The following is a 20,306-nucleotide window of genomic DNA, read 5'->3' as shown; positions in this document are numbered from 1 at the left end:
AAGTTAATAGATAAAGTGATTCACGGATCGCTTTATCTAGCTTTTGGACTTTTCTACAGCTAAACAATTCTTTATTTAGCTTCTAAGGCATCTATCATCGCAGATGCAGTGATACGTGCCGAAAATGGATTCTGACCTGTGATTAGATTCCCATCACGCACCACATTGGGTAAAAAGGGAATAAATTTTCTCTCATAAAACGCACCACGCTCTTTTGCCAGCTCTTCAGCGTTATAAGGAACTTTTTTCGCTACACCAGCCAATACTTCTTCACACCATGCAAATCCTGTAAGCTTTTTCCCACGAATCAAATATTGTCCATTTGATAACTGAACATTCAGCAACCCACAATAGCCATGACATACACTAGCCACTACACCATCATGTTCATAAATATTTTTGGTGATGTCTTGCAATTCAGCATTGTCTAGGAAGTCCCACATGACCCCATGCCCACCTGTGTAATAAATCGCATCATAATCTTGCCAATTAATCTCAGATGGCTTTTTTGTAGTTTCCAGTAACTGCATAAAAGTAGGATCATTTTTGCGTTTGAGGACAGAGGCATCGGCAACCAAACGCTCTAATGATTTAGGTTCTATCGGTGAAAACCCACCGTTGGGGCTGACAATATCTTGAATATAATTCTGCTTTTCAAACTCATCATAGGCATGCGTCAGTTCCCCTAACCATAATCCAGTTGGACGATCGATACCCTCATATTTAGAGACGTTGGTTACCACATGGAGAATACGTTTTAACATCTTTTACCTCTACTTTTGATTTATTTTTAATCTTGCTTTTGCATCACTATAAGCTTAAAGTTTGCTTTAATGTCAAGAGAAAATCAGTAATGAATATCAGTGAATTATCTAAACAAAGTGGTTTAAGCACCCCAACGATTCGTTATTATGAGCAAATCAAGCTGTTACCAAAGGCTAAACGCAAATCAAATGGCTATCGGGAATATAGTGAAAATGATCTCAAACAGCTTTTCCTGATCCAACAAGCACAGCAAGTTGGTTTTTCTCTGACAGAAATTAAAGCGTTTCTACCGTCGAATGTCTCTTCATGGAATCATGATATTCTTATTGGCTTATTAGAAAGCAAAATCAAAGATATTGAAGACCTAGAACAAAAACTTGCAGTCAGTAAACAAAACCTGAGCATGATGATTGTGGCGATCAATAGCAAACCAGATGAAATTACCTGCGAGGAAAATGCGCAACGTTTGCTCAATCTTTACTATACCAACGACAAAGTCTAATACACCAGCAATCAGTTTTTAAGCCGTCATCACAACGACTATTCATTAAGAAATGCTCAAAAGTACTTGACCTTAAACCTTACTTTAAACATAGCATTTATCTCAGGTACTATATGAGGAACCTGTCATGTTTAAAGTTTGGAACTTTGCAAAGTGGTTGATTGGCATTTTTATGCTCATATTCATCAGCAATATGGTCTATGCAACCGAAGCTGCTCAACAACACCTACAAGCTAAGCCAAAAGGCAAAATTTTGGTGGTGATGACCAACCACTCAGCTTATCCAACACGATCAGATACGACAGGATTGTGGCTGACTGAACTCACCCATTTTTATGACATTGCAGAAGCAGCAGGCTATGAAATGGATTTTGTCAGTCCACAAGGTGGTGCTGTACCGCTAGATGAACGTAGTCTTAAGCCGATTTATATTGATCAATCAGCAAGAAAACACTTGGCTGATCCTCAATTCATGCAGCGCCTTAATAATACACTCGCACCCAATGCCATTGATCCCTCCCACTACAAAGCGATTTATTACACGGGTGGGCATGGCACCATGTGGGATTTTCCCAACAACCAAGGTTTAAAGAATATTAGTGAAAAGATATATCAGCAAGGCGGTGTCGTATCTGCAGTATGTCACGGTGTAGGTGGATTATTGCCGCTTCAAACCCCAACAGGCAATGCACTCATTGCAGGTCGAACTGTTACAGGCTTTGCCAATATTGAAGAAACCTTGTCGGGGATTAAGTCTCAAGTACCGTTCTCATTGCAAGATGGATTAGTACAACGCGGAGCAACATATAAACGAGCCTTCCTTCCATTTACTTCTTATGTGATTGCTGATGATCGGATTATCACTGGGCAAAATCCGCAATCCAGTAAAGAAATTGCAGAAGCAGTCGTTAAGCGCTTAAATACATTAAATTAAGCTTTCCCCTATAAAAAACCAGATTTTTAAGATCTGGTTTTTTTATAGCTAAGTGTTTATTTATCTTTATCTTAGCTCTCTTGCAAATGACCTGTTCCGTCTATTCATCAAATGAAAGTTATCATTCAAAAATGCTTGACCTTCAAGCTAACTTTAATCTTAACATTTCAGTTAGATCTATAGGAGGAACATAAACATGTTCAACAAACTTCATTTACGTCGTTCAGTTTCTGCAATATCGATCAGTTTGATCCTTGCGACCACAGCGTACGCTACTGAAACCGATGCATCTCAAATGAATGCCAGTAATACACAGACCACAATCGTTGAATTTGGACCATATAAAGTCGCTGTGCCTAAAGGTGGTTATTATGATCGCTTTCGCATGAACCCTGATTTGGACGAAGTTGCCAAAGACCCTGCAGCAGGCAATATTGATTACTTCCGTACAATTCCTAAGAAGCTCGTCGATACCCGTGTGGGAAAAGTCTGGTCGCCTAATTTTTATTATCGGACCAGCAATATTCAGGTGTTAATGCTAGCGCCTATTGCAAAATTAAAAGCCAAACTCCCTGCTCCATTAGAACCTTTACAGCCATTCCCAGGCTATGGTCTAGTTTCATTGACTTTCTTTTCTTATGCAGTGGGAGATGTTGATCCCTACGATGAAGTTTCTGTCGCCATTGTGGTACGTCAACCAAACGCACATTATTTTAATAGCACTGAATTACTTAGCTCTATGCGAAACCACAAATATTATGGGTATGTATTGGCATTACCCGTAGATACCGAGATTGCCCGAGTACGTGGTGTCTATGGATATCAATTACCCAAATGGTTAACACCGATTGATATGAAAATTGGTAGCCAAGACCTACAGGCTCATATTTTTAATACCGATGGCAAACCTGATTTAAGCCTAACTGCGCCTCTACCTAAAATGAAAACGGTAAAGCCACAATCACGGATTGAAACTAAAACCATGTATCAGTTGGTTGATGGTAAATGGCACAGTACTTCCGTAGAATCGAATACCCTTGCATTTGGACAGAAGCTATTTCCTAAAAATGTGCAACTTGTTCGCAGCAGCGGTCCACTGAGTAAATTACTGGATGACCTAGGTACCAATAAGATCTTACGCTTAGATGTAGTGAAAGATGCTCAATTGGCACTCAATATGCCAGTTCCCTTTCCTTCGCTGGATCAGAAAAAAGACCATAAATAATTGATAAAAGAAAACCGCTTTCTAATTAAAGCGGTTTTTTCTTGCCTAAAATCATCTCAACCTTCCAAGACTTGTATTGATTTGCACCTATAAAAAAGCCAATTACAGAAAAATCTGTAATTGGCTGTTGGTCAAGTAATCTATTACCTGAGTATTGGCAGCTGCTTAGCCCTTCTTAAGATGCAAATGAATATGTACGCATACGTTTTTTATATTGGCGAGTCCGACATGCCATTGCTGATTGTTGTAAAATCAACGCCCAAAGCGGAGAAACTTTTGGATTGGTTGATTTACCAAGACTGAGTTTACGTAACTGGAATTTTACTGTGGCCATATTGGCGAGTGACGCTAAAGTTTTATTTTCCCAAGTAATGACTTTCAACTCAGGTGCAGTATTTTGCCCTCGCTTCCACTCATGTGGAAGATTTGGATCGATTGCTAAAGCTGTGGCAATCCCCACCATATCGACACCACTTTCAATGACCTGTTCAGCGACTTGTTTACGACGAATACCACCCGTCACCATCACAGGCATGTTCGCGACTTTACCAATCTCTTGAGCAAATTCTAAGAAATAAGCTTCTCGTGCCAAAGTACGTCCATCGCGTGCCTGACCTTGCATTGCCGGTGCTTCATAGCTACCACCAGATAACTCAACCAAATCAACAGCCAGTTCATTGAGCATCAAGACCACTTGTTGCGCATCTTCGGCACTAAAACCGCCACGTTGGAAGTCAGCCGAATTCAGTTTAACCGCTACTGTAAATGTCTCTGAGACGACTGCGCGCACAGCTTTAACAATCTCAATTAGAATACGTGCGCGATTTTCCAAAGAACCACCCCATTGATCTTGTCGCTTATTACTGAGTGGCGAAAGGAACTGACTGAGTAAATACCCATGCGCCGCATGAATTTCAACACCCGTAAAGCCTGCTTTTTCTCCTAGACGTGCAGTGTTGGCAAAACGCTGGATCACTTCATTAATCATGTCTTGGTTCATTTCAATCGGTGTATTAAAACGATCTGACATTTTTCCCAAATCTAAAGCAACCGCTGAAGGTGCCCAAGTGTCCTGACCTAAATTAGATTGCATTTGGCGGCCTGGGTGATTAATTTGCAACCACACTTGCGCACCCTTGGAGCGACCGATTTGCGCCCAGCGTTTGAAGATATCCAAATATTTTTCATCCTCCAGTACGACACCACCCGGTCCAGTCATGGCACGACGATCCACCATCACATTGCCTGTGATAATCAAACCCACACCACCATCTGCCCATGCTTGGTATAAGCGAATCAGTTCTTCAGATGGCGCATGGTTTAAATCGGCCATGTTTTCTTCCATTGCAGCTTTTGCAATACGGTTTGGGATCTGTGAACCATTCGGAAAAACTAATTTTTCAAATACTTTCATTTTTAGAACCTCATTGAGTATGTGTTTACTTTAAGATTAAAGTAAACTTTAATGTCAATAGGTTTTATCAGCCTTTATATATTTTTTTAAAAAGCAAAGAGCATCATAGGTTTGCAATCGTGACATTCTTAGAAAAATTGAAAATAAAAAAATAGAGGCAAACTGCCTCTATTCTTAAAATGTATTTTTAATGCAATTAATACAGCTTATGAGCGAATAAATGCCAATAGGTCTGGATTAATGACATCTGCATTCACAGTCAGCATCCCATGAGAAAAACCTTTATAGGTTTTTAAAGTTCCATTTTGTACCAGTTTAGCCGACAGTGCCCCTGAATTTTCATAAGGCACAACCTGATCATCGTCACCATGCATGACAAGCACAGGGACTGAAATCTTTTTCAGGTCTTCGGTAAAATCTGTCTGAGAAAAAGCCACAATTCCATCATAATGAGCCTTTGCCCCTCCCATCATGCCTTGACGCCACCAATTCCAGATCACCGGCTCTGATGGTTTTGCATCAGGACGATTAAAACCATAGAAAGGACCTGCTGGCACATCGTAGTAGAATTGCGAACGGTTTTTAAACAATTGATTTTGTAAGTCATCAAAAACTTCTTTTGGTAAACCATCAGGGTTATTGGCTGTTTTGACCATGATTGGCGGAACCGCACTCACCAGCACAGCCTTAGCAACATTTGCTTCGCCATGACGTGCAATATAATGAGCTACTTCGCCACCACCTGTTGAATGACCAATATGAATCGCATTCTTAATACCAAGATGCTGTACCACAGCTGCAACATCATCCGCATAATGATCCATATCGTGCCCATCCCACACCTGACTGGAACGGCCATGCCCGCGACGATCGTGAGCAACTACACGGAAACCTTCGTTTAAAAAGAATAATAATTGTGCGTCCCAATCATCTAAGCTGAGTGGCCATCCATGATGAAAAAACAAGACCTGCGCATCTCGAGGTCCCCAATCTTTATAAAAAATATCTACACCATCTTTTGTCGTAACGAATGCCATCTTTGCTTCTCCTGTGTAAGATTTACACTGTCGATTCATGATCTATGTTCTAATTAATCAGGTTGCAATTACATATTTTGAAGTACTATCCAAATGGATAGTGATTCTATACTAAGGTTAAAGTTCGCTTTAGGGTCAAGGCTTTTAGTCCTATTCTGATAATAAAAATGTAATTTAATGATTTAAAAATAAACGCATGATTAATAGGCTTAATCATTGAGATCATTTCAGTTTTTCACAGATTTATCTATTTTCAGGCGCTGTTTTCTTTACATTGTTTAAACGAATGAGCGCTGCGCTTTTCAAATATGAAATTTTGCTGCTTGACATTAAAGTTGGCTTTAATCTTATAGTGATCTTAAACGTGAGAAATGCTCTTTTCCCAGACAAGCATTTTGAATGATTGGGTCAATCAAAGGTTTACGAATATGCAAAGCAATAAGCAGTTTACTGAAGTTGAATTTGGACAACAAAAGATCAATGTTCCCAAAGATGGCTATTACGATCGTTTTAGGATGAATCCTGATTTAGATCAAGTCGCGCAAGATCCCGCTGTAGGCAATATTGATTTCTTCCGTAAAATCCCTAAAAAATTGGTTGAATCAAGAGTTGGTCCTGTTTGGGCACCCAATTTTTATTATCGTAGTGGCAATGTGCAACTGTTGATGTTAGCACCACTTAAACAACTCAAGAAAAAATTACCCGCTTCTTTAGAACCGTTACAGGTCTTCCCTGGCTATGGGCTAGTCGCGCTTACTTTCTTCACTTACGCTGTTTGTGATAACGATCCATATAATGAAGTCTCTGTTGCAATTGTAGTGCGTAAGCCTAATGCATATGGTCCTCATGCTTTAGAGCTCATCAACTCGATTCGTCAACGTCATTTTTATGCACATGTGTTGGCACTCCCTGTGGATACAGAAATTGCGCGTGTTCGTGGTGTTTATGGTTACCAACTTCCGAAGTGGCTCACTGAAATTAATGTCGCTATCGGCTCCGCTGAAGTAAATGCGAGCCTAACTGATATGAAAGGCAAAATCGATTTAAGCCTTATTGCTCCGACACCCCATTTACAGCAGGTGAAATCTGAATCACGTATGAGTCAAGCAACGATGCTACATCAGGTTGATGGCAAATGGCAGCAAACTTTAGTGCAATCTAATCTCTTATCTTTTGGACAAAAGCTTTTACCTAGTAAAGCCAAATTAGTTCGTCACGGTGGTCCTTTAAGCCAATTATTAGATGAACTCGGAGCATCCAAGATTCTTCGTTTAGATGTAATTCAAGACGCGCAAGTCGTACTACATTTACCCAAAGCACTTTAAAATTAAATCTATAAACAGTTAAGGAAAAAACTGAAATGACAAAATTAAATTATGACCTTGTGGTCTTCGGTGCAACCAGCTTTGTTGGGCAGATTCTGACCCAATATCTGGCTGAATACTTTTCTACTCAAAAAGAACAACTGCGTTGGGCAATTGCTGGACGTTCACAGCAAAAATTACAACAAGTTAAAGATGGGCTTGGTCCTATTGGACAAGCTGTCCCGATCTTGGTTGCCGATGCCAATAATCAAGTAGAGCTAGACGCTCTTTGTGCACAAACACGTGTAGTGGTTTCGACAGTTGGTCCTTATGCCCTATATGGCGAACCGCTAATTCAAGCCTGTGTAAAAAATGGCACCGATTATTGTGATCTGACTGGAGAAACCCAGTGGATTAAACAAATGATCACCCAGTATCAAGCGCAAGCACAGCAATCAGGTGCGCGTATTGTGCATTGCTGTGGTTTTGATTCAGTCCCATCCGATATGGGAGTTTATTATCTGCAACAGCAAGCACAGCAACAGTTTTCTGCACCTGCTACGCAAGTCACCATGCGGGTTAAAACCTTAAAAGGTGGTGCATCTGGTGGTACAGTCGCTAGTTTGATCAATGTGATTCAAGAAGCTGCAGCTGATCCTGCATTGCGTAAAGATCTGCTTAATCCCTACATTCTCTGTCCTGCTGATCATGGCAATACCCAAAGACAGATTTATATCAAAAGCGCCAAATTCGACCCTGATTTTAATGCGTGGATTGCCCCTTTCGTCATGGCTGCTGTAAATGAGCGAGTGGTACAGCGTTCTAATGCCTTATCGGGTAATGCCTATGGCAATAACTTTCGCTATAACGAAGCAATTTTGACTGGCGAAGGGCTAAAAGGACGTTTAAAAGCATTGGCTGTCGTCTCTGGTCTAGGTGCATTTATGCTCGCTGCAGTCAGTAAACCAATTAGCCAAGTCATGGAGCGTTATCTATTACCAAAGCCAGGAGAAGGCCCTACTCCAGAGCAGCAAATAGCAGGTCGATTTGACTTACGTTTTGTGGGTAAAACTGATGCAGGACAAAGCCTAAAAATCAAAGTGACTGGCGATCGTGATCCTGGTTATGGCTCTACAGGCAAGATGTTGGGGCAAGCAGCACTGAGTCTTGCCATTGACCATGCCAAAGATGGCGAAAAATCGACTCCTCAAGGTGGCTTTTGGACCCCTGCCACCATGTTTGATGATCGATTTATTCAGCGTTTAACAAAGCATGCAGGGCTTACTTTTGAGCAGGTTTAAAATCTTCTTTTTTAACTCCTCTTACTGAGAGTAAATATATCAGTAAGTGAATACTCATTTAAAAAACAGCGTAATAAAACATATCAGGCCTTAGAAATTAAGGCCTGATCTTCAAACTTAGAGCATGAGACGTTTTCTTGCTGCGAGATACTCTCTTTCAAGTCGAGTCACCAGTTCTTCTACTGAAGTGGTGGCTTTGACTGCATTTAAACCTTGACCACATCCCCAAATATCACGCCATGGTTTGACTTTATGTTGTGTACCGTCTTCATTTGGTGTACTGAAATCCATATCTTTCAGATTACCTTCAGGTAGATTGGCTGGGTCAAGCCCCGCTGCACGAATACTTGGTGCGAGATAGTTGCCATGTACACCTGTAAATAGGTTGGAATATACAATTTCATCTGAATTATGATCGACAATCGCCTGCTTATATGCGTCCTCAGCATTGGCTTCATGTGTAGCAATAAATGCTGAACCAATATAGCCAAAGTCGGCTCCCATCGCTTGTGCAGCAAGAATGGCATCACCTGTTGAAATCGCACCTGACAAAGCTAATGGTCCATCAAACCATTCGCGGATTTCCTGAATTAACGGAAATGGACTCTTGACACCGGCATGACCACCCGCGCCTGCAGCAACTGCAATCAAACCATCCGCACCTTTTTCAATGGCTTTCTTAGCAAAGGTATTATTGATGACATCATGCAAGACCACACCACCATAACTGTGTGTCGCATCATTGATTTCTGTTCGTGCACCTAAAGATGTAATCACAATCGGCACTTGGTATTTGACAATCAGTTCCATGTCATGTTCAAGACGATTATTACTTTTATGCACGATCTGGTTGATTGCAAAAGGCGCCGCAGGTCGATCTGGATGCAAGGCATTATGTTCAGCGATTCCTTCGGTAATTTCTTTGAGCCACTCTTCCAGCTTTTCGGCAGGTCTTGCATTCAATGCTGGCATCGAACCAATCACACCTGCTTTACATTGCGCCAGCACCAGCTTGGGTGTGCTAATAATAAATAACGGTGAACCAATTACAGGGAGTCTCAGGTTTTTCATTAATTCTGGAATTTTTGACATTACTTTTATCCTTTTGATGCTTCTTATTTCAAATAGATAAAGCTACTTTTAGAAATAAGAAGCATTTCACTTTTTAAATTCACACAATCATATCGGGATAAAAGTTTTTATGCAACAAGTTGCATAAACTCTACATTCACTTCTGCTTTGTAATAGAAATAACCAGATAAATGAATAAAAACATAGTTAAGTCCTGAAATAGTTTGGAATTCTTTTACTCTACTGTCATGTGCTTCCGATTTTTAACAACATCATTAAATAAGAATCGTTACCAACAATATCAATGCGATAGCGCCTAAAGATGATATGCTTCGTTAATTTTTATTCTTTTATCAATCTCCTGGAGCTATTTTATGAGCGCAATGACCAAAAAGTTGCAACAGATGCGATTTGCTTCTGTACTCGAAGCCGTCACTTTATTGCTTTTATTCCTTGTAGCGATTCCACTCAAGTACGCATTTGATTTACCTATTGCGACAAAAATCATGGGACCTATTCATGGTCTGGCATTTTTATTCTACCTTTGGAACTTGGTACGTACTGCTTCGCTTTGGTCGGGCGTAGAGTTACTTCGATTATTCGTGCTTGCCTTTATTCCGTTTGGTGGCTTCTTGAACGAGAAATACATTGCACAACGTCAAGCCAAGCTATAAGGCTTTTATACTGATACTGAAAAAAGGAAATCTGATGATTTCCTTTTTTATTGTTGGAAAAATAAAAAAAACAATTCATACCTGATCAATGCGTGATTTCACATCGCATTCACATTCCAAATTTTAAGATATCTTGAAAAGGAGTGAGATCATCAACATGAACATTTTAAAAATACTGGCGGTTTCAACGTTGAGCTTACTCTCCTTAGTTGCTTGCAGAAGCATATCGAGTTATACCGCAGATTATGAGAAAGCAAATCAACAAATCAGCGGAATCCCCTTAAATGATGCACAAGCTCAAATGATTGGTCAGGATTTTGTTTCCGCCTTTAATCGCATGGGCACAGTAAATTTTGTAAAAAATGCAAGCCAACTCTATGCTGACCATTTGTACATTAACGACACACTTTCTCAATTCTCAACTAAAAAAGAGCTGATAAAGCATTTTGAGGGAATGAATAAACATGTCAGTAAGGTATCGGTAAAATTAATCAGTGCAACCCATAAAAATGACTCGGCTTATATTCATTGGCAGATGAACTATGATTTTAAAATGTTTGGCCGAACCAAAACAATGTCTTCTTATGGCATTAGCCAAATCAAGGTAAATACTGAACATCTAATCATATTTCAGCAAGACTATTGGGATCCAGCAAATGGTTTATATCGCTCTGTTCCGTATATCGGAACAGGCTATTCTTTGCTTCTACCCTTCAAGAAATAGTATAAGATTTACGCAAATTAGTGTAGAACAAACTATGAACAATATTTCATTATTAAAGCAATTAAATAAAATTGAAGGTTTAATTGTTTTAGCTTTAGTCGATGCTTTCGATGGTTCCATTTTAGAAACCATAGGTGACGAGTTTTTTAATGTTGATCTCGCCGCGACTGAAGGCGTTAATTTATTTAACTATCAAAAACAATTAATGAATGAAATCGACCCTGATGATTTTCTGGAAAGCGTACTTATGAGTACTAATCATCAATATCACATTATTACTCCCCTAGAAACCAACCATAGTCTTTTCCTCTATACAATTTTAGACCGTGATCAAACCAATTTAGGCTATGCAACCTATGAAATTCAAAGGATTGAGCGTGGTCTCAACTTCTACACTTATTAAATATGACTCAGTATATAGAAATAAAACAGACTGACTAAACAGTAGCATCTAGGTGAAAAAAATGAATAATTATTTTATGCAATTGGGATTTGTTTTTTTATTTCTTATATTAAATTCTAATCTGGCTCATGCAAATATACAGAAATGCAAAACAGTACCTTTAGTCGTTACTACAAAAACAGTTGGCACTGTCAGCTACTATGCTGACAATTGCCACCAGAATTGGGAAAGTCAAAATATCCAATTAGATTTTTCTTACGACCAAAATATTCCAGACTGGGCATTTAAAAAAGCAGCCAACTATTATCTTAAAAAAAATATTAGCAATTTTGCTAACGACTCGGTATTAAACCAAATTACTGAACTGTACAAACCTGTAAAAAAAGGGGATTTATACTCTTTAGCCTATAGTCAAATGAACAAACAATTAAAGCTCTCTCTTAATCAGAAATTGTTAGGTTCGATCACAGATCCGCAAGCGAATCAATATTTCAAAATATGGTTTGGAAGCTCACCTTTTAATGCTAAATTAAAGCAACAATTACTAAATCAATAACTTGATCTAATTATTATGAACAATCAATTTATTCTTATGGTGGAAGATCATTATGAACTTGCCGCCACGGTTTGTGAGTTTCTAGAAGAACATGGCTTTGTTGTGGATCATGCACGTAACCTAGATGCCGCCCGCAACTTTTTAAAAACGCATCCTTACCATTTACTTTTGCTTGATATTAATTTACCTGATGGCTCAGGTTATGACTTATGCGAATGGCTCAGAACCGATCAAGGCAAAGATATTCCCATATTAATGTTAACTGCAAGAGATACACTAGATGATAAATTAAAAGGTTTTAGTGCAGGAACAGATGACTATCTTGTCAAACCTTTTGATTTTAATGAACTGGTCATGCGTGTGCGTGCACTGATTAAACGTTCTCTTGGTGAAGTATCAAGCAGTAAAATTCAAATCCATGATCTAATTTTAGACAGTGCGACCCAAACCATAACTCGCGCAGGTCAATCGATTGAATTGCCACGAATTCAATTCAAATTATTAAAAATTTTGATGCGAAACTCCCCTAAAGTGATTACCAAACAAGAAATCATTATCGAGCTATGGGGTGATGAAGAACCCGAAAGCGATGCATTACGTAGTCATATCTATAATCTGAGAAAAATGATAGATAAACCCTTTCAAGACAAATTGATTCATACCATTTCTGGTGTCGGCCTAAAAGTTGCTTTGGATATCACAGCGCATTAATTCATATACACCACAACAATCAAACCTGTTGTATTTTCTAATTGCAGATGCGGATGCGTGTTTAAATAGTATTGTCGATCAAACAACTCAACTCGCCAGCCCAACTGGCTACATAATTTCTTGACCAGTTGTAAACCGATACCGTGACCTTTCGCGGTAAGTTGGAGCTGTGAACTATTTAACTCTTGAACTTTACAATCATTTGGCATTGTAATACCGATACCATTATCCGCAATGAGAATACTATTTTTGCGTTGAATGATATGGATATTAGACCCTTGAGAATAATTCAATGCATTACGTAAAATATTGCTCAGCACCATTTTTGTCATTGAAGGATAAATCCATCGTGCTGACTCATCAGCATCATTATGGACAAAAATCTGCACCCCCTTGCCTATACTGACAGGTTCTAGATCTCTGACCAATTCACCGATGATTTGCGATAACTTCATTTGCTCTGCAGTCAATGTATTGGTTGTATTACGTGCAATTGCCAACAAGGTTTCAACCAGTAATTGCATATCGTCAATGGTATTCGAAATACGATGCAGTGATTTATCTTCGCCGTATTTGACCTGACACAGCTGCACATTGCCTTTTAAAATGGTTAGTGGTGTACGTAACTCATGACTGACATCGCCTGTAAATTCGCGCTCTCGGTTAATAAACTCACTCAATACTTGATGGTATTTTTCTAGTGCTTGTTTTAAATATTCGGCTTCCATATTGCCATTGGTACTGATTCCTTGGAATGGTGATGCCTCTTTATACTGATGTGCCCAATCAATATGTTCTAGGGCATTTGCTAAACGCGTAATTGGCGAAAAATAGCGTTTAGCACGCCTATTTGACCACCATAAAATGCTATACAGCACAATCAAGCTGAACATTAATGGCGCTAAACCAAACATCCAAACGATTTTATTGACATTGCTTTCACCAAAAACCAGCAGCACATGCTGCCCGTTTTTTTCACCATAAACGGTCATACGATCTTTTCCGTCTACAAAGATTCGGTGAACACCTTGTTTTAGCGATTGATTTTGAAATGCTAAAGGTGGTTTTTCGCTTTTCCAACGGTAGCCATATAAATTTTTAGTATCAGGTAAATCAGCATTGGGATTACGATCAACGCGTAGCCAATAGTGTTCCATTTCTTGTTCAAGTGCGGTTTTAAGCAAAGAACCTTTGATCACCCAGGCACTGCACGCAATCCCGATAATAATTGAAAGCGCGATTAGCCCGATTTGCAACCAATAATAACGATTAAACATCCGACTCAGTGGACGGTTATTTTCATCGCTTTTACGGGTCTTAAACATAATCTCGCCTACCTAAAAACAGCTGCTCATTTTAATTATACGGCTTTCTTTTTGAACAGGAAGTGACCAATGATCCATTCTTGCCCCTGCTCAAATCCAAACAGCTCAGCACAGGCCATAAAAAAGATACGCCAACGTTGCCACCATGCAGCAGCATCTTGCCCATACACCTTTTCAAAAATTGGTTTTAATTGTTCAGCATTACGGTCCATGTTTTCCAGCCATGCATTTGCCGTTTTTTCATAATGAGTACCTGACCACTGCCAATGTTGCGACAATTCCAAATGTTCTTGAAAATGTAAAAACGTTGAACTTGCAGGCATTAATCCACCTGTAAAAAAGTATCTCGACATCCAATCATATTCACTTTTGATTTCAAAAGGATAGTGTAAGAAGCGATGGCAGAAAATATGACACCATAATAATCCATCGACTTTGAGCCACGCTTGAATTTTTTCAAAAAGCTTTTGGTAGTTCCGTACGTGTTCAAACATCTCAACTGAAACAACACGATCAAAAGCGTTTTGCTCTAATTCAAGAACATTGACATCACAAGTAATGACTTCAATATTCGTGAAACCAGCTGCTTCAGCTTTGGACAGAATATGCTGACGTTGGGTCGCTGAGTTGGAAACAGCAGTGATTTTTGCGTTTGGATAACGCTCTGCCATCCACAATGTAAATGATCCCCAGCCACAACCTAACTCCAAGATGTGTTGGCCATCATTTAATTGGGCACGATCACTATAAATCTGCAATGCAAACTCTTCAGCTTCATCTAAGCCAGTTCGATCATGTGGAAAGAAACAGGCGCTATATTTAAGCCGTTTGCCTAAAACCGCCTCAAAAAAAGCCGTAGGCAATTCATAATGTTGCTCATTGGCTTTATCGGTTTCAATTGCAATCTGGCTATGCTTCAACATGTTCAGCACATCCATATAACGTTGAGCGCCTTGTTCTGGGTCATAGCGGCCCTCTTGAATCAAACGCTTTTTGCTGAGTGCACGAATTGCCGCACGAATCGCCTGATCAGGTACTAAACCACTTTCAACAAGTTTTAATGATTGATTAATAATAAAGTCCATGTGCGTACCTACTCTTTTGGTTTCCACGGAATAAACATAGAAGTTCGTTTTTGGTAATCGAGATAATTTTGACCCCGATTCTTTAATGCTTGTTGTTCACTAAACGGAATACCCGTGATGTAATACAAAAATAACCACATCATGACGGGATATATCCATAGGCTGTATAACCCTGCTGCAAGTCCGATTATTGGATATGCAAACCAATGTATCCATTCAAAAAAATAGTTAGGATGGCGTGAATAACGCCATAAACCTTGATCCATGGTTTTGCCAGCATTCTGTTTTTGTTGCTTGAAGCGAAACAGCTGTTGATCTGCAACCACCTCACCTAGAAATGCAATCAGCATCACCATTCCAGCAATAATCAAAAAAACATAAGTCTGGGGACTCCAAGCAGGACTCGGCACATGAAGCAAAGTCCACATCGGGATGGTAAATAAGATTGCCAAACCTGCTTGAAACATAAAAAAAATGTAAAAACCAATATGTTGATATTTTCCCATTGCGCTACGCATATTGGCATATCGTCGGTCTTCTTCTGATTCTGCGAGATAACGGCGCAATAAATGCCAACTTAAACGTAAAAACCAGATTGAACTGAATATCCCAATAAACAACCTGACATGAATCAATGCATCATCCATTAACCATGCAATAATCAAAATATTGAGCGCAATACAAAAGCTCCATGCAACATCTACAATCCCTGCACGAAGATTATGGCTTGCCCACAACCAACAACTTGTCATGAGCACAGCATCAAGTAAAAACAATTGCCACAACATAGCTGTCCCCTTGATACCTTAAATCAGTGAATAATTAATAAGGGCTTGCTTCGAATAAAAGCTGTACATCACTAATTACCCCTTCTTTAAAGCCGCCCTCGCAATAACACAGATAGAAGTCCCACATCCGAATAAAGTTTTCATCAAAACCTAAAGCCAAGACTTGTGCTTTGGTATTTAAAAAACGTTCCCGCCACTGGTGAATGGTTTCAGCATAACTTTGGCCAATATCTTCAAGATGTTTCAAACGCAACTTCTGTTCTGAGGCAGCTTGGCTCAGTACACTGATACAGGGAATAAAACTTCCTGGGAAAATATAACGTTTGATGTAATCCACGGTATGCAATGCTTTCTTATACCGAGCATCTTCAATCGTAATAGCTTGAATTAGACCCAGACCGTTTGGTTTTAATAGAGATCGACATTGATTAAAGTAGTTAGATAAATATTGCTCGCCAACAGCTTCAATCATTTCAATAGAAACTAACTTATCAAAGGAACCTTCTAACAGTCGATAATCCTTAAGTTGAACATCGACTCGATGACTTAAGCCTGCATTGGCAATTCTTTGGATCGCTTCATCATATTGGGCTTGAGAGATGGTAATCGTGGTCACTTTACAGCCATAATGCTGAGCAGCATAGATGGCAAAGCCCCCCCAACCACTGCCGATTTCAATCAGATGATCCATAGGCTTAAGCTGTAACTTCTGACAGATCAACTCTTTTTTATAATCGGAAGCTTGCTCTAGTGTCATGTCTTTGTGCTTATATACCGCACTGGAATACATCATGGAAGAATCGAGAAATAATTGGAAAAATTCATTGCTCAGATCATAGTGTTCCGCAATGTTTTTGCGACTACCAGACAATGAATTTTTTCGAGTTCTATACCATGCTTTTAGCAGTAGCTGACTCGCTTGTGAAATAATGTTTTGATTGATCTTATCTAAAACATCGCGATTTCTCGCTAATATTTGAATCAATTCGACTAGATTTTCACTACTCCAATAGCCACGAATATAGCCTTCCGCTGCACCAAGTACACCATTTTTAAAAATGAGATCAATTAAATCTTTATGATACACATCCACAGTTACTTCTAAATCAGAAACCTCACCGACAGTTCCATTCCATTCACCACGAAAGTGAATTTGACCATGTTGAAGTTTCAGTAAGCTACGTAAAGCCAATGGCAGAGCATCATGTTCACCAAAAATTAACGTTTTTATCATCTTGTTCTAAATCCTTATTCTTTTTGGGATGTCGATAAAATGGAACCCTTTTAAGCCATAATTGAAATGCTTGCATATAAATTGAAGCGACCATCTTGAAAGGCTCAAACATATGCTGAATAGCATAACGATTAAGCTGTGAAGGAAGTGTGATGTGTGCTAATTCAAACCGCATGGTTGCATCAAAAATTAATTGTTGAGCTTGGTAAAGCTGCATATGAATCACATTTTGAGTCCTAGAGAAGTTAAATTTCCATTTATATTGAATATCCATTGGCATAAATGGAGAAACATGAAAACTTTTCTCAAAATCAAATTCATAAGCCTCATATTGACTATGCTTTTTCAACTTCTGCTGGCAATCATGTACATAAACTTTGTGCTCATTCCAGGGTGTATTGGTTATTTCACTCAGTATAAAAACAGGCTGTTTTTGGTTATTTAAAATGAAATAGAACACAACCGAATTAAAACTAAAACCCAATGTTCGTGGTAAGGCCAACACACGGATTTCTGATTGTGCTGATAAAATCGTATCTGCTTGCTGCAATAAAATTTTTGTTATTTTTTCTCGTAGATTACCGCTATACGCTTTAAGAAAATCCTGATCAGATACATTCACCATATTCCAATGGCTTGTAGAACATAACCATGATTGCTCAAGATTTTCCACTATTCGATCTGGATCAAAATATAAATAGCTCAACGTCGCCTCAAACTGATGAGGTTTGGGACTAAAACGGCGATGCCTGATTTTAGCTTTGGCAATTGCAAGTGGAGCTTCTAACATCGATCAACTCCCCCATTCATCTGCGATTGACATGAGATGATTCACGACACGTTCAGCGCTTCTCGCACCATCTTCGTGAAATCCCCATCCCCAGTAAGCACCGCAAAATGAACTGCGCTTGTTGCCGTTTATCTCATGCCAACGAGATTGTGCTGCAATCGCATCTTGATTAAACACAGGATGCCGATAATGTCGTTCAATATAAATATGGTCTTTGGCAATCGGCATATTCGGATTAAGAGTAGAAAAGACCTGTGTTTTACAGTTCAGATTCTGCAAACTGTTCATCCAGTAGCTAAACGCATAATGAACGTTATACACCGAAGCCTCTTTTTGAGCGGTCACATGTACGTGCCAACTGGCCCACTGCGATTGGGATTTTGGCATGATTGATCTATCAGCATGGACGACCATTAAGTTATCTTGATAAGCAAAGCACCCCAATACCTCATGTTCTTTCTCGGAAGGATCTTTCAGCAACTTTAAAGTATCATCCGCATGACTGGCAAAAATCACCCAATCAAATTGTTCCTGACCATGAGTAGTTACAATTGAAATATGATTTTCATTTCTTAGCACATGCTGTACTTCAGCTTTCTTCCAAATGATACTTGGACAGTCACGCTGTATTGCGTATATATAGGATGCTGATCCACCTTTGACCGTTTGCCATTGTGGACGATCTTTTAATTGCAACATACGATGATGCTGAAAAAAGCTCAGCACAAACTTAAATGGAATCTTTCCTATTTGATCTACTGGGCTTGACCAAAGTGCTCCACACATTGGATATAAGTGCTCATCTCTAAAAACTTGTGAATAGCCATGATTGTTGAGATATTCGTCAATGCTTAAATCTGTACCATATTCATCAACAGCAGCCTCTTTATTTTCTCGATAAAAGCGAACTAAATCCGATAGCATTACCCGAAAATTCTTGTTCAAGAAATTTTGTGGTCTAGTCAATAATGACCATTTTTTGGAAGGATTGTACTGTAACCCTGTCACCTGATTATTAACTGAAAAACTCATATCACTGTTCTGTGCTTGCACACCAAGCTCAGCGAGCATCGCACTAAAGAGCGGATAGTTATACGCATTGAAAACAATAAAACCACTGTCTATTGCAACCTTTTTTCGATCAATCCGAAATTCATGCGTATCGGTATGTCCGCCAAAATAGTTTTCTTTTTCAAAAATAGTGACTTGATGCTGTTTCGATAACTTCCACGCTGCATATAATCCAGATATTCCAGAGCCGACGATTGCAATTTTCATAAAACACCCCCGTCACTGTTCTTTTCTATCTTGGTTTTCAAACTGTCCAGATGGATTTTATGCGCATCATATATCCGCTGAGGCACTGGCTTGATTGCCCATATGAGTCCACAGAAAGACATCGCTTTGAGAACATAATAAGTGACATCAATTTGCCACCAGAAAAAACCTTGCCGTGTACTCCCTGCATAATAATGATGGTTGTTATGCCAACCTTCACCCAATGTGATAATCGACAAAAATAAATTATTACGGCTGTTGTCTTTGGTATCGAAATCTCTGCGTCCATAAAGATGAGCGAGCGAATTAATACATAAAGTCGCATGGATCAATAACACCGTTGAAACCACAAAACCCCAAACCAGCAATTGCGGTCCCGATGTACCTAAATTGGGATAAGCAACTGCGAGCCAGTCGCCCAACAAATAAATTGCAGAAGCTGTTATTAAAACAATAATAAAACTAAAACGGTCTAACCAAACAATCTCAGGGAATTTTAGCCAATCTTTAATGATTTCTTTGCGAGTGGAAAAATTCTGCTGATTCAAAAACCATCCAACATGGCTATACCAAAAACCATGTATCGATGCATGTGGGTCGTTTTCAGTGTCGGTAAAACGATGGTGATAGCGATGATGCGCTGTCCACCACAATGGGCCACGTTGCGCACTCATGGTTCCAATCAGAAGGAAAATAAACTGTACTAAGCGTGATGTTTGAAATGTTTTATGTGATAAATAACGATGAAAGAATGCTGTAATTGCAAACATTCGAATCATATAGAAGAGAATCATAAACAAGACAGCGAACCATGAAACGCCCACCCAAAACACAGCTAAGCAAGCCATATGTAATAAAATAAACGGAATAATTCTCAACCATTGGATCTGAGTATCTTTGCTGGTTTTAGACACTTCGAATTCTGTTGATCCAGAAGTATCCGTAATTGACCAACTGTCTATCCATCCCAGAAAAAACTTAAACATTGATTATTCCTAACCCATCTCTTCTTATGCTTATAATCTTAGTCAATTCGATATGAAATTTATGTGAAGCCCATAGCGTTTATGGTCTAGCGCTTATTCTTGATCTTTGTACAAAACCATTAAAAATAAATTGTTATTTTTAAAAATGAATCTCTTCTTTCCCCTAGATCACATTAATATAGCCTAAACTGAGCCGTTT

Annotated in this window: 21 protein-coding genes; 10 read left to right on the top strand and 11 right to left on the bottom strand. The window is 39.1% G+C overall.

The features are described from left to right. Positions 1-71: 71 nt before the first annotated feature. A complete protein-coding gene (locus NDN11_RS08865; protein ID WP_251111441.1) occupies positions 72-764 on the bottom strand; it encodes a type 1 glutamine amidotransferase domain-containing protein in 693 nt (230 codons plus the stop codon). An 89-nt stretch (positions 765-853) separates the two neighbouring features. Here NDN11_RS08865 and NDN11_RS08860 point away from each other — a divergent pair, with 89 nt between their 5' ends. The 3 genes from NDN11_RS08860 to NDN11_RS08850 all read left to right on the top strand — a co-directional run bounded on the left by NDN11_RS08860 (position 854) and on the right by NDN11_RS08850 (position 3,426). Next, positions 854-1,267: a MerR family transcriptional regulator gene (locus tag NDN11_RS08860; RefSeq protein WP_251111440.1), complete on the top strand. Its 414-nt coding sequence runs from the start codon at positions 854-856 to the stop codon at positions 1,265-1,267. A 127-nt stretch (positions 1,268-1,394) separates the two neighbouring features. Further along, complete coding sequence (locus NDN11_RS08855; RefSeq protein ID WP_251111439.1) at positions 1,395-2,201, top strand: type 1 glutamine amidotransferase domain-containing protein; 807 nt, start codon at positions 1,395-1,397, stop codon at positions 2,199-2,201. Positions 2,202-2,397: 196 nt separating this feature from the next. Continuing rightward, positions 2,398-3,426: an acetoacetate decarboxylase family protein gene (locus NDN11_RS08850; protein WP_251111438.1), complete on the top strand. Its 1,029-nt coding sequence runs from the start codon at positions 2,398-2,400 to the stop codon at positions 3,424-3,426. 175 nt (positions 3,427-3,601) lie between these two features. On the opposite strand, the gene NDN11_RS08845 is transcribed toward NDN11_RS08850, so the two are convergent. Together NDN11_RS08845 and NDN11_RS08840 are read right to left on the bottom strand one after the other, a co-directional pair. Continuing rightward, the gene (locus tag NDN11_RS08845; protein WP_251111437.1) at positions 3,602-4,840 is read right to left on the bottom strand and encodes an NADH:flavin oxidoreductase/NADH oxidase family protein; all 1,239 of its coding nucleotides are present in this window, start codon (positions 4,838-4,840) and stop codon (positions 3,602-3,604) included. Positions 4,841-5,046: 206 nt separating this feature from the next. Next, positions 5,047-5,877: an alpha/beta fold hydrolase gene (locus NDN11_RS08840; RefSeq protein ID WP_251111436.1), complete on the bottom strand. Its 831-nt coding sequence runs from the start codon at positions 5,875-5,877 to the stop codon at positions 5,047-5,049. Positions 5,878-6,305: 428 nt separating this feature from the next. Between NDN11_RS08840 and NDN11_RS08835 the strand changes: the two genes are divergently transcribed. Both NDN11_RS08835 and NDN11_RS08830 read left to right on the top strand, forming a co-directional pair. Beyond that, positions 6,306-7,202, top strand: a complete 897-nt coding sequence (locus tag NDN11_RS08835; protein ID WP_251111435.1) for an acetoacetate decarboxylase — start codon at positions 6,306-6,308, stop codon at positions 7,200-7,202. Positions 7,203-7,237: 35 nt separating this feature from the next. Next, positions 7,238-8,482: a saccharopine dehydrogenase family protein gene (locus NDN11_RS08830; RefSeq protein ID WP_251111434.1), complete on the top strand. Its 1,245-nt coding sequence runs from the start codon at positions 7,238-7,240 to the stop codon at positions 8,480-8,482. A 117-nt stretch (positions 8,483-8,599) separates the two neighbouring features. On the opposite strand, the gene NDN11_RS08825 is transcribed toward NDN11_RS08830, so the two are convergent. After that, positions 8,600-9,574: an NAD(P)H-dependent flavin oxidoreductase gene (locus NDN11_RS08825; protein WP_251111433.1), complete on the bottom strand. Its 975-nt coding sequence runs from the start codon at positions 9,572-9,574 to the stop codon at positions 8,600-8,602. Positions 9,575-9,927: 353 nt separating this feature from the next. Here NDN11_RS08825 and NDN11_RS08820 point away from each other — a divergent pair, with 353 nt between their 5' ends. The 5 genes from NDN11_RS08820 (at position 9,928) to NDN11_RS08800 (ending at position 12,621) form a co-directional block, all read left to right on the top strand. Further along, entirely contained in the window at positions 9,928-10,227 is a 300-nt protein-coding gene (locus NDN11_RS08820; protein WP_167247098.1) for a DUF3817 domain-containing protein, read from the top strand. A gap of 157 nt (positions 10,228-10,384) precedes the next feature. Beyond that, positions 10,385-10,951, top strand: a complete 567-nt coding sequence (locus NDN11_RS08815; RefSeq protein ID WP_251111432.1) for a nuclear transport factor 2 family protein — start codon at positions 10,385-10,387, stop codon at positions 10,949-10,951. Between the two features lie 34 nt (positions 10,952-10,985). Then, the gene (locus NDN11_RS08810; RefSeq protein WP_251111431.1) at positions 10,986-11,354 is read left to right on the top strand and encodes a roadblock/LC7 domain-containing protein; all 369 of its coding nucleotides are present in this window, start codon (positions 10,986-10,988) and stop codon (positions 11,352-11,354) included. Between the two features lie 61 nt (positions 11,355-11,415). Then, complete coding sequence (locus tag NDN11_RS08805; protein ID WP_251111430.1) at positions 11,416-11,910, top strand: chalcone isomerase family protein; 495 nt, start codon at positions 11,416-11,418, stop codon at positions 11,908-11,910. Positions 11,911-11,925: 15 nt separating this feature from the next. Beyond that, on the top strand, positions 11,926-12,621 hold the full coding sequence (locus tag NDN11_RS08800) for a response regulator transcription factor (RefSeq protein ID WP_251111429.1): 696 nt from the start codon (positions 11,926-11,928) through the stop codon (positions 12,619-12,621). On the opposite strand, the gene NDN11_RS08795 is transcribed toward NDN11_RS08800, so the two are convergent. The 7 genes from NDN11_RS08795 to NDN11_RS08765 are packed head-to-tail and all read right to left on the bottom strand — an operon-like array spanning position 12,618 to position 20,107. Further along, positions 12,618-13,946 carry a sensor histidine kinase gene (locus NDN11_RS08795; protein WP_251111428.1) on the bottom strand — a complete coding sequence of 443 codons (1,329 nt, stop codon included), beginning with the start codon at positions 13,944-13,946 and terminating at the stop codon, positions 12,618-12,620. The genes NDN11_RS08800 and NDN11_RS08795 overlap by 4 nt on opposite strands. Before the next feature lie 35 nt (positions 13,947-13,981). After that, entirely contained in the window at positions 13,982-15,031 is a 1,050-nt protein-coding gene (locus tag NDN11_RS08790) for an SAM-dependent methyltransferase (RefSeq protein WP_251111427.1), read from the bottom strand. Between the two features lie 8 nt (positions 15,032-15,039). Beyond that, the gene (locus NDN11_RS08785; RefSeq protein ID WP_251111426.1) at positions 15,040-15,819 is read right to left on the bottom strand and encodes a DUF1295 domain-containing protein; all 780 of its coding nucleotides are present in this window, start codon (positions 15,817-15,819) and stop codon (positions 15,040-15,042) included. Positions 15,820-15,853: 34 nt separating this feature from the next. Beyond that, on the bottom strand, positions 15,854-17,053 hold the full coding sequence (locus tag NDN11_RS08780) for an SAM-dependent methyltransferase (RefSeq protein ID WP_251111425.1): 1,200 nt from the start codon (positions 17,051-17,053) through the stop codon (positions 15,854-15,856). Then, positions 17,028-17,843 (bottom strand): DUF1365 domain-containing protein, encoded by an 816-nt coding sequence (locus NDN11_RS08775; RefSeq protein ID WP_251111424.1) that lies wholly within the window; start codon positions 17,841-17,843, stop codon positions 17,028-17,030. Before NDN11_RS08775 ends, NDN11_RS08780 begins: the two co-directional genes overlap by 26 nt. 3 nt (positions 17,844-17,846) lie before the next feature. Beyond that, the gene (locus NDN11_RS08770) at positions 17,847-19,121 is read right to left on the bottom strand and encodes an NAD(P)/FAD-dependent oxidoreductase (RefSeq protein ID WP_251111423.1); all 1,275 of its coding nucleotides are present in this window, start codon (positions 19,119-19,121) and stop codon (positions 17,847-17,849) included. Beyond that, a complete protein-coding gene (locus NDN11_RS08765; protein ID WP_251111422.1) occupies positions 19,118-20,107 on the bottom strand; it encodes an acyl-CoA desaturase in 990 nt (329 codons plus the stop codon). Before NDN11_RS08765 ends, NDN11_RS08770 begins: the two co-directional genes overlap by 4 nt. Positions 20,108-20,306 lie beyond the last annotated feature (199 nt).

The organism is Acinetobacter sp. C26M (genome assembly GCF_023702675.1).
GTDB lineage: Bacteria > Pseudomonadota > Gammaproteobacteria > Pseudomonadales > Moraxellaceae > Acinetobacter.
This window is presented reverse-complemented; position numbering and strand designations above follow the sequence as displayed.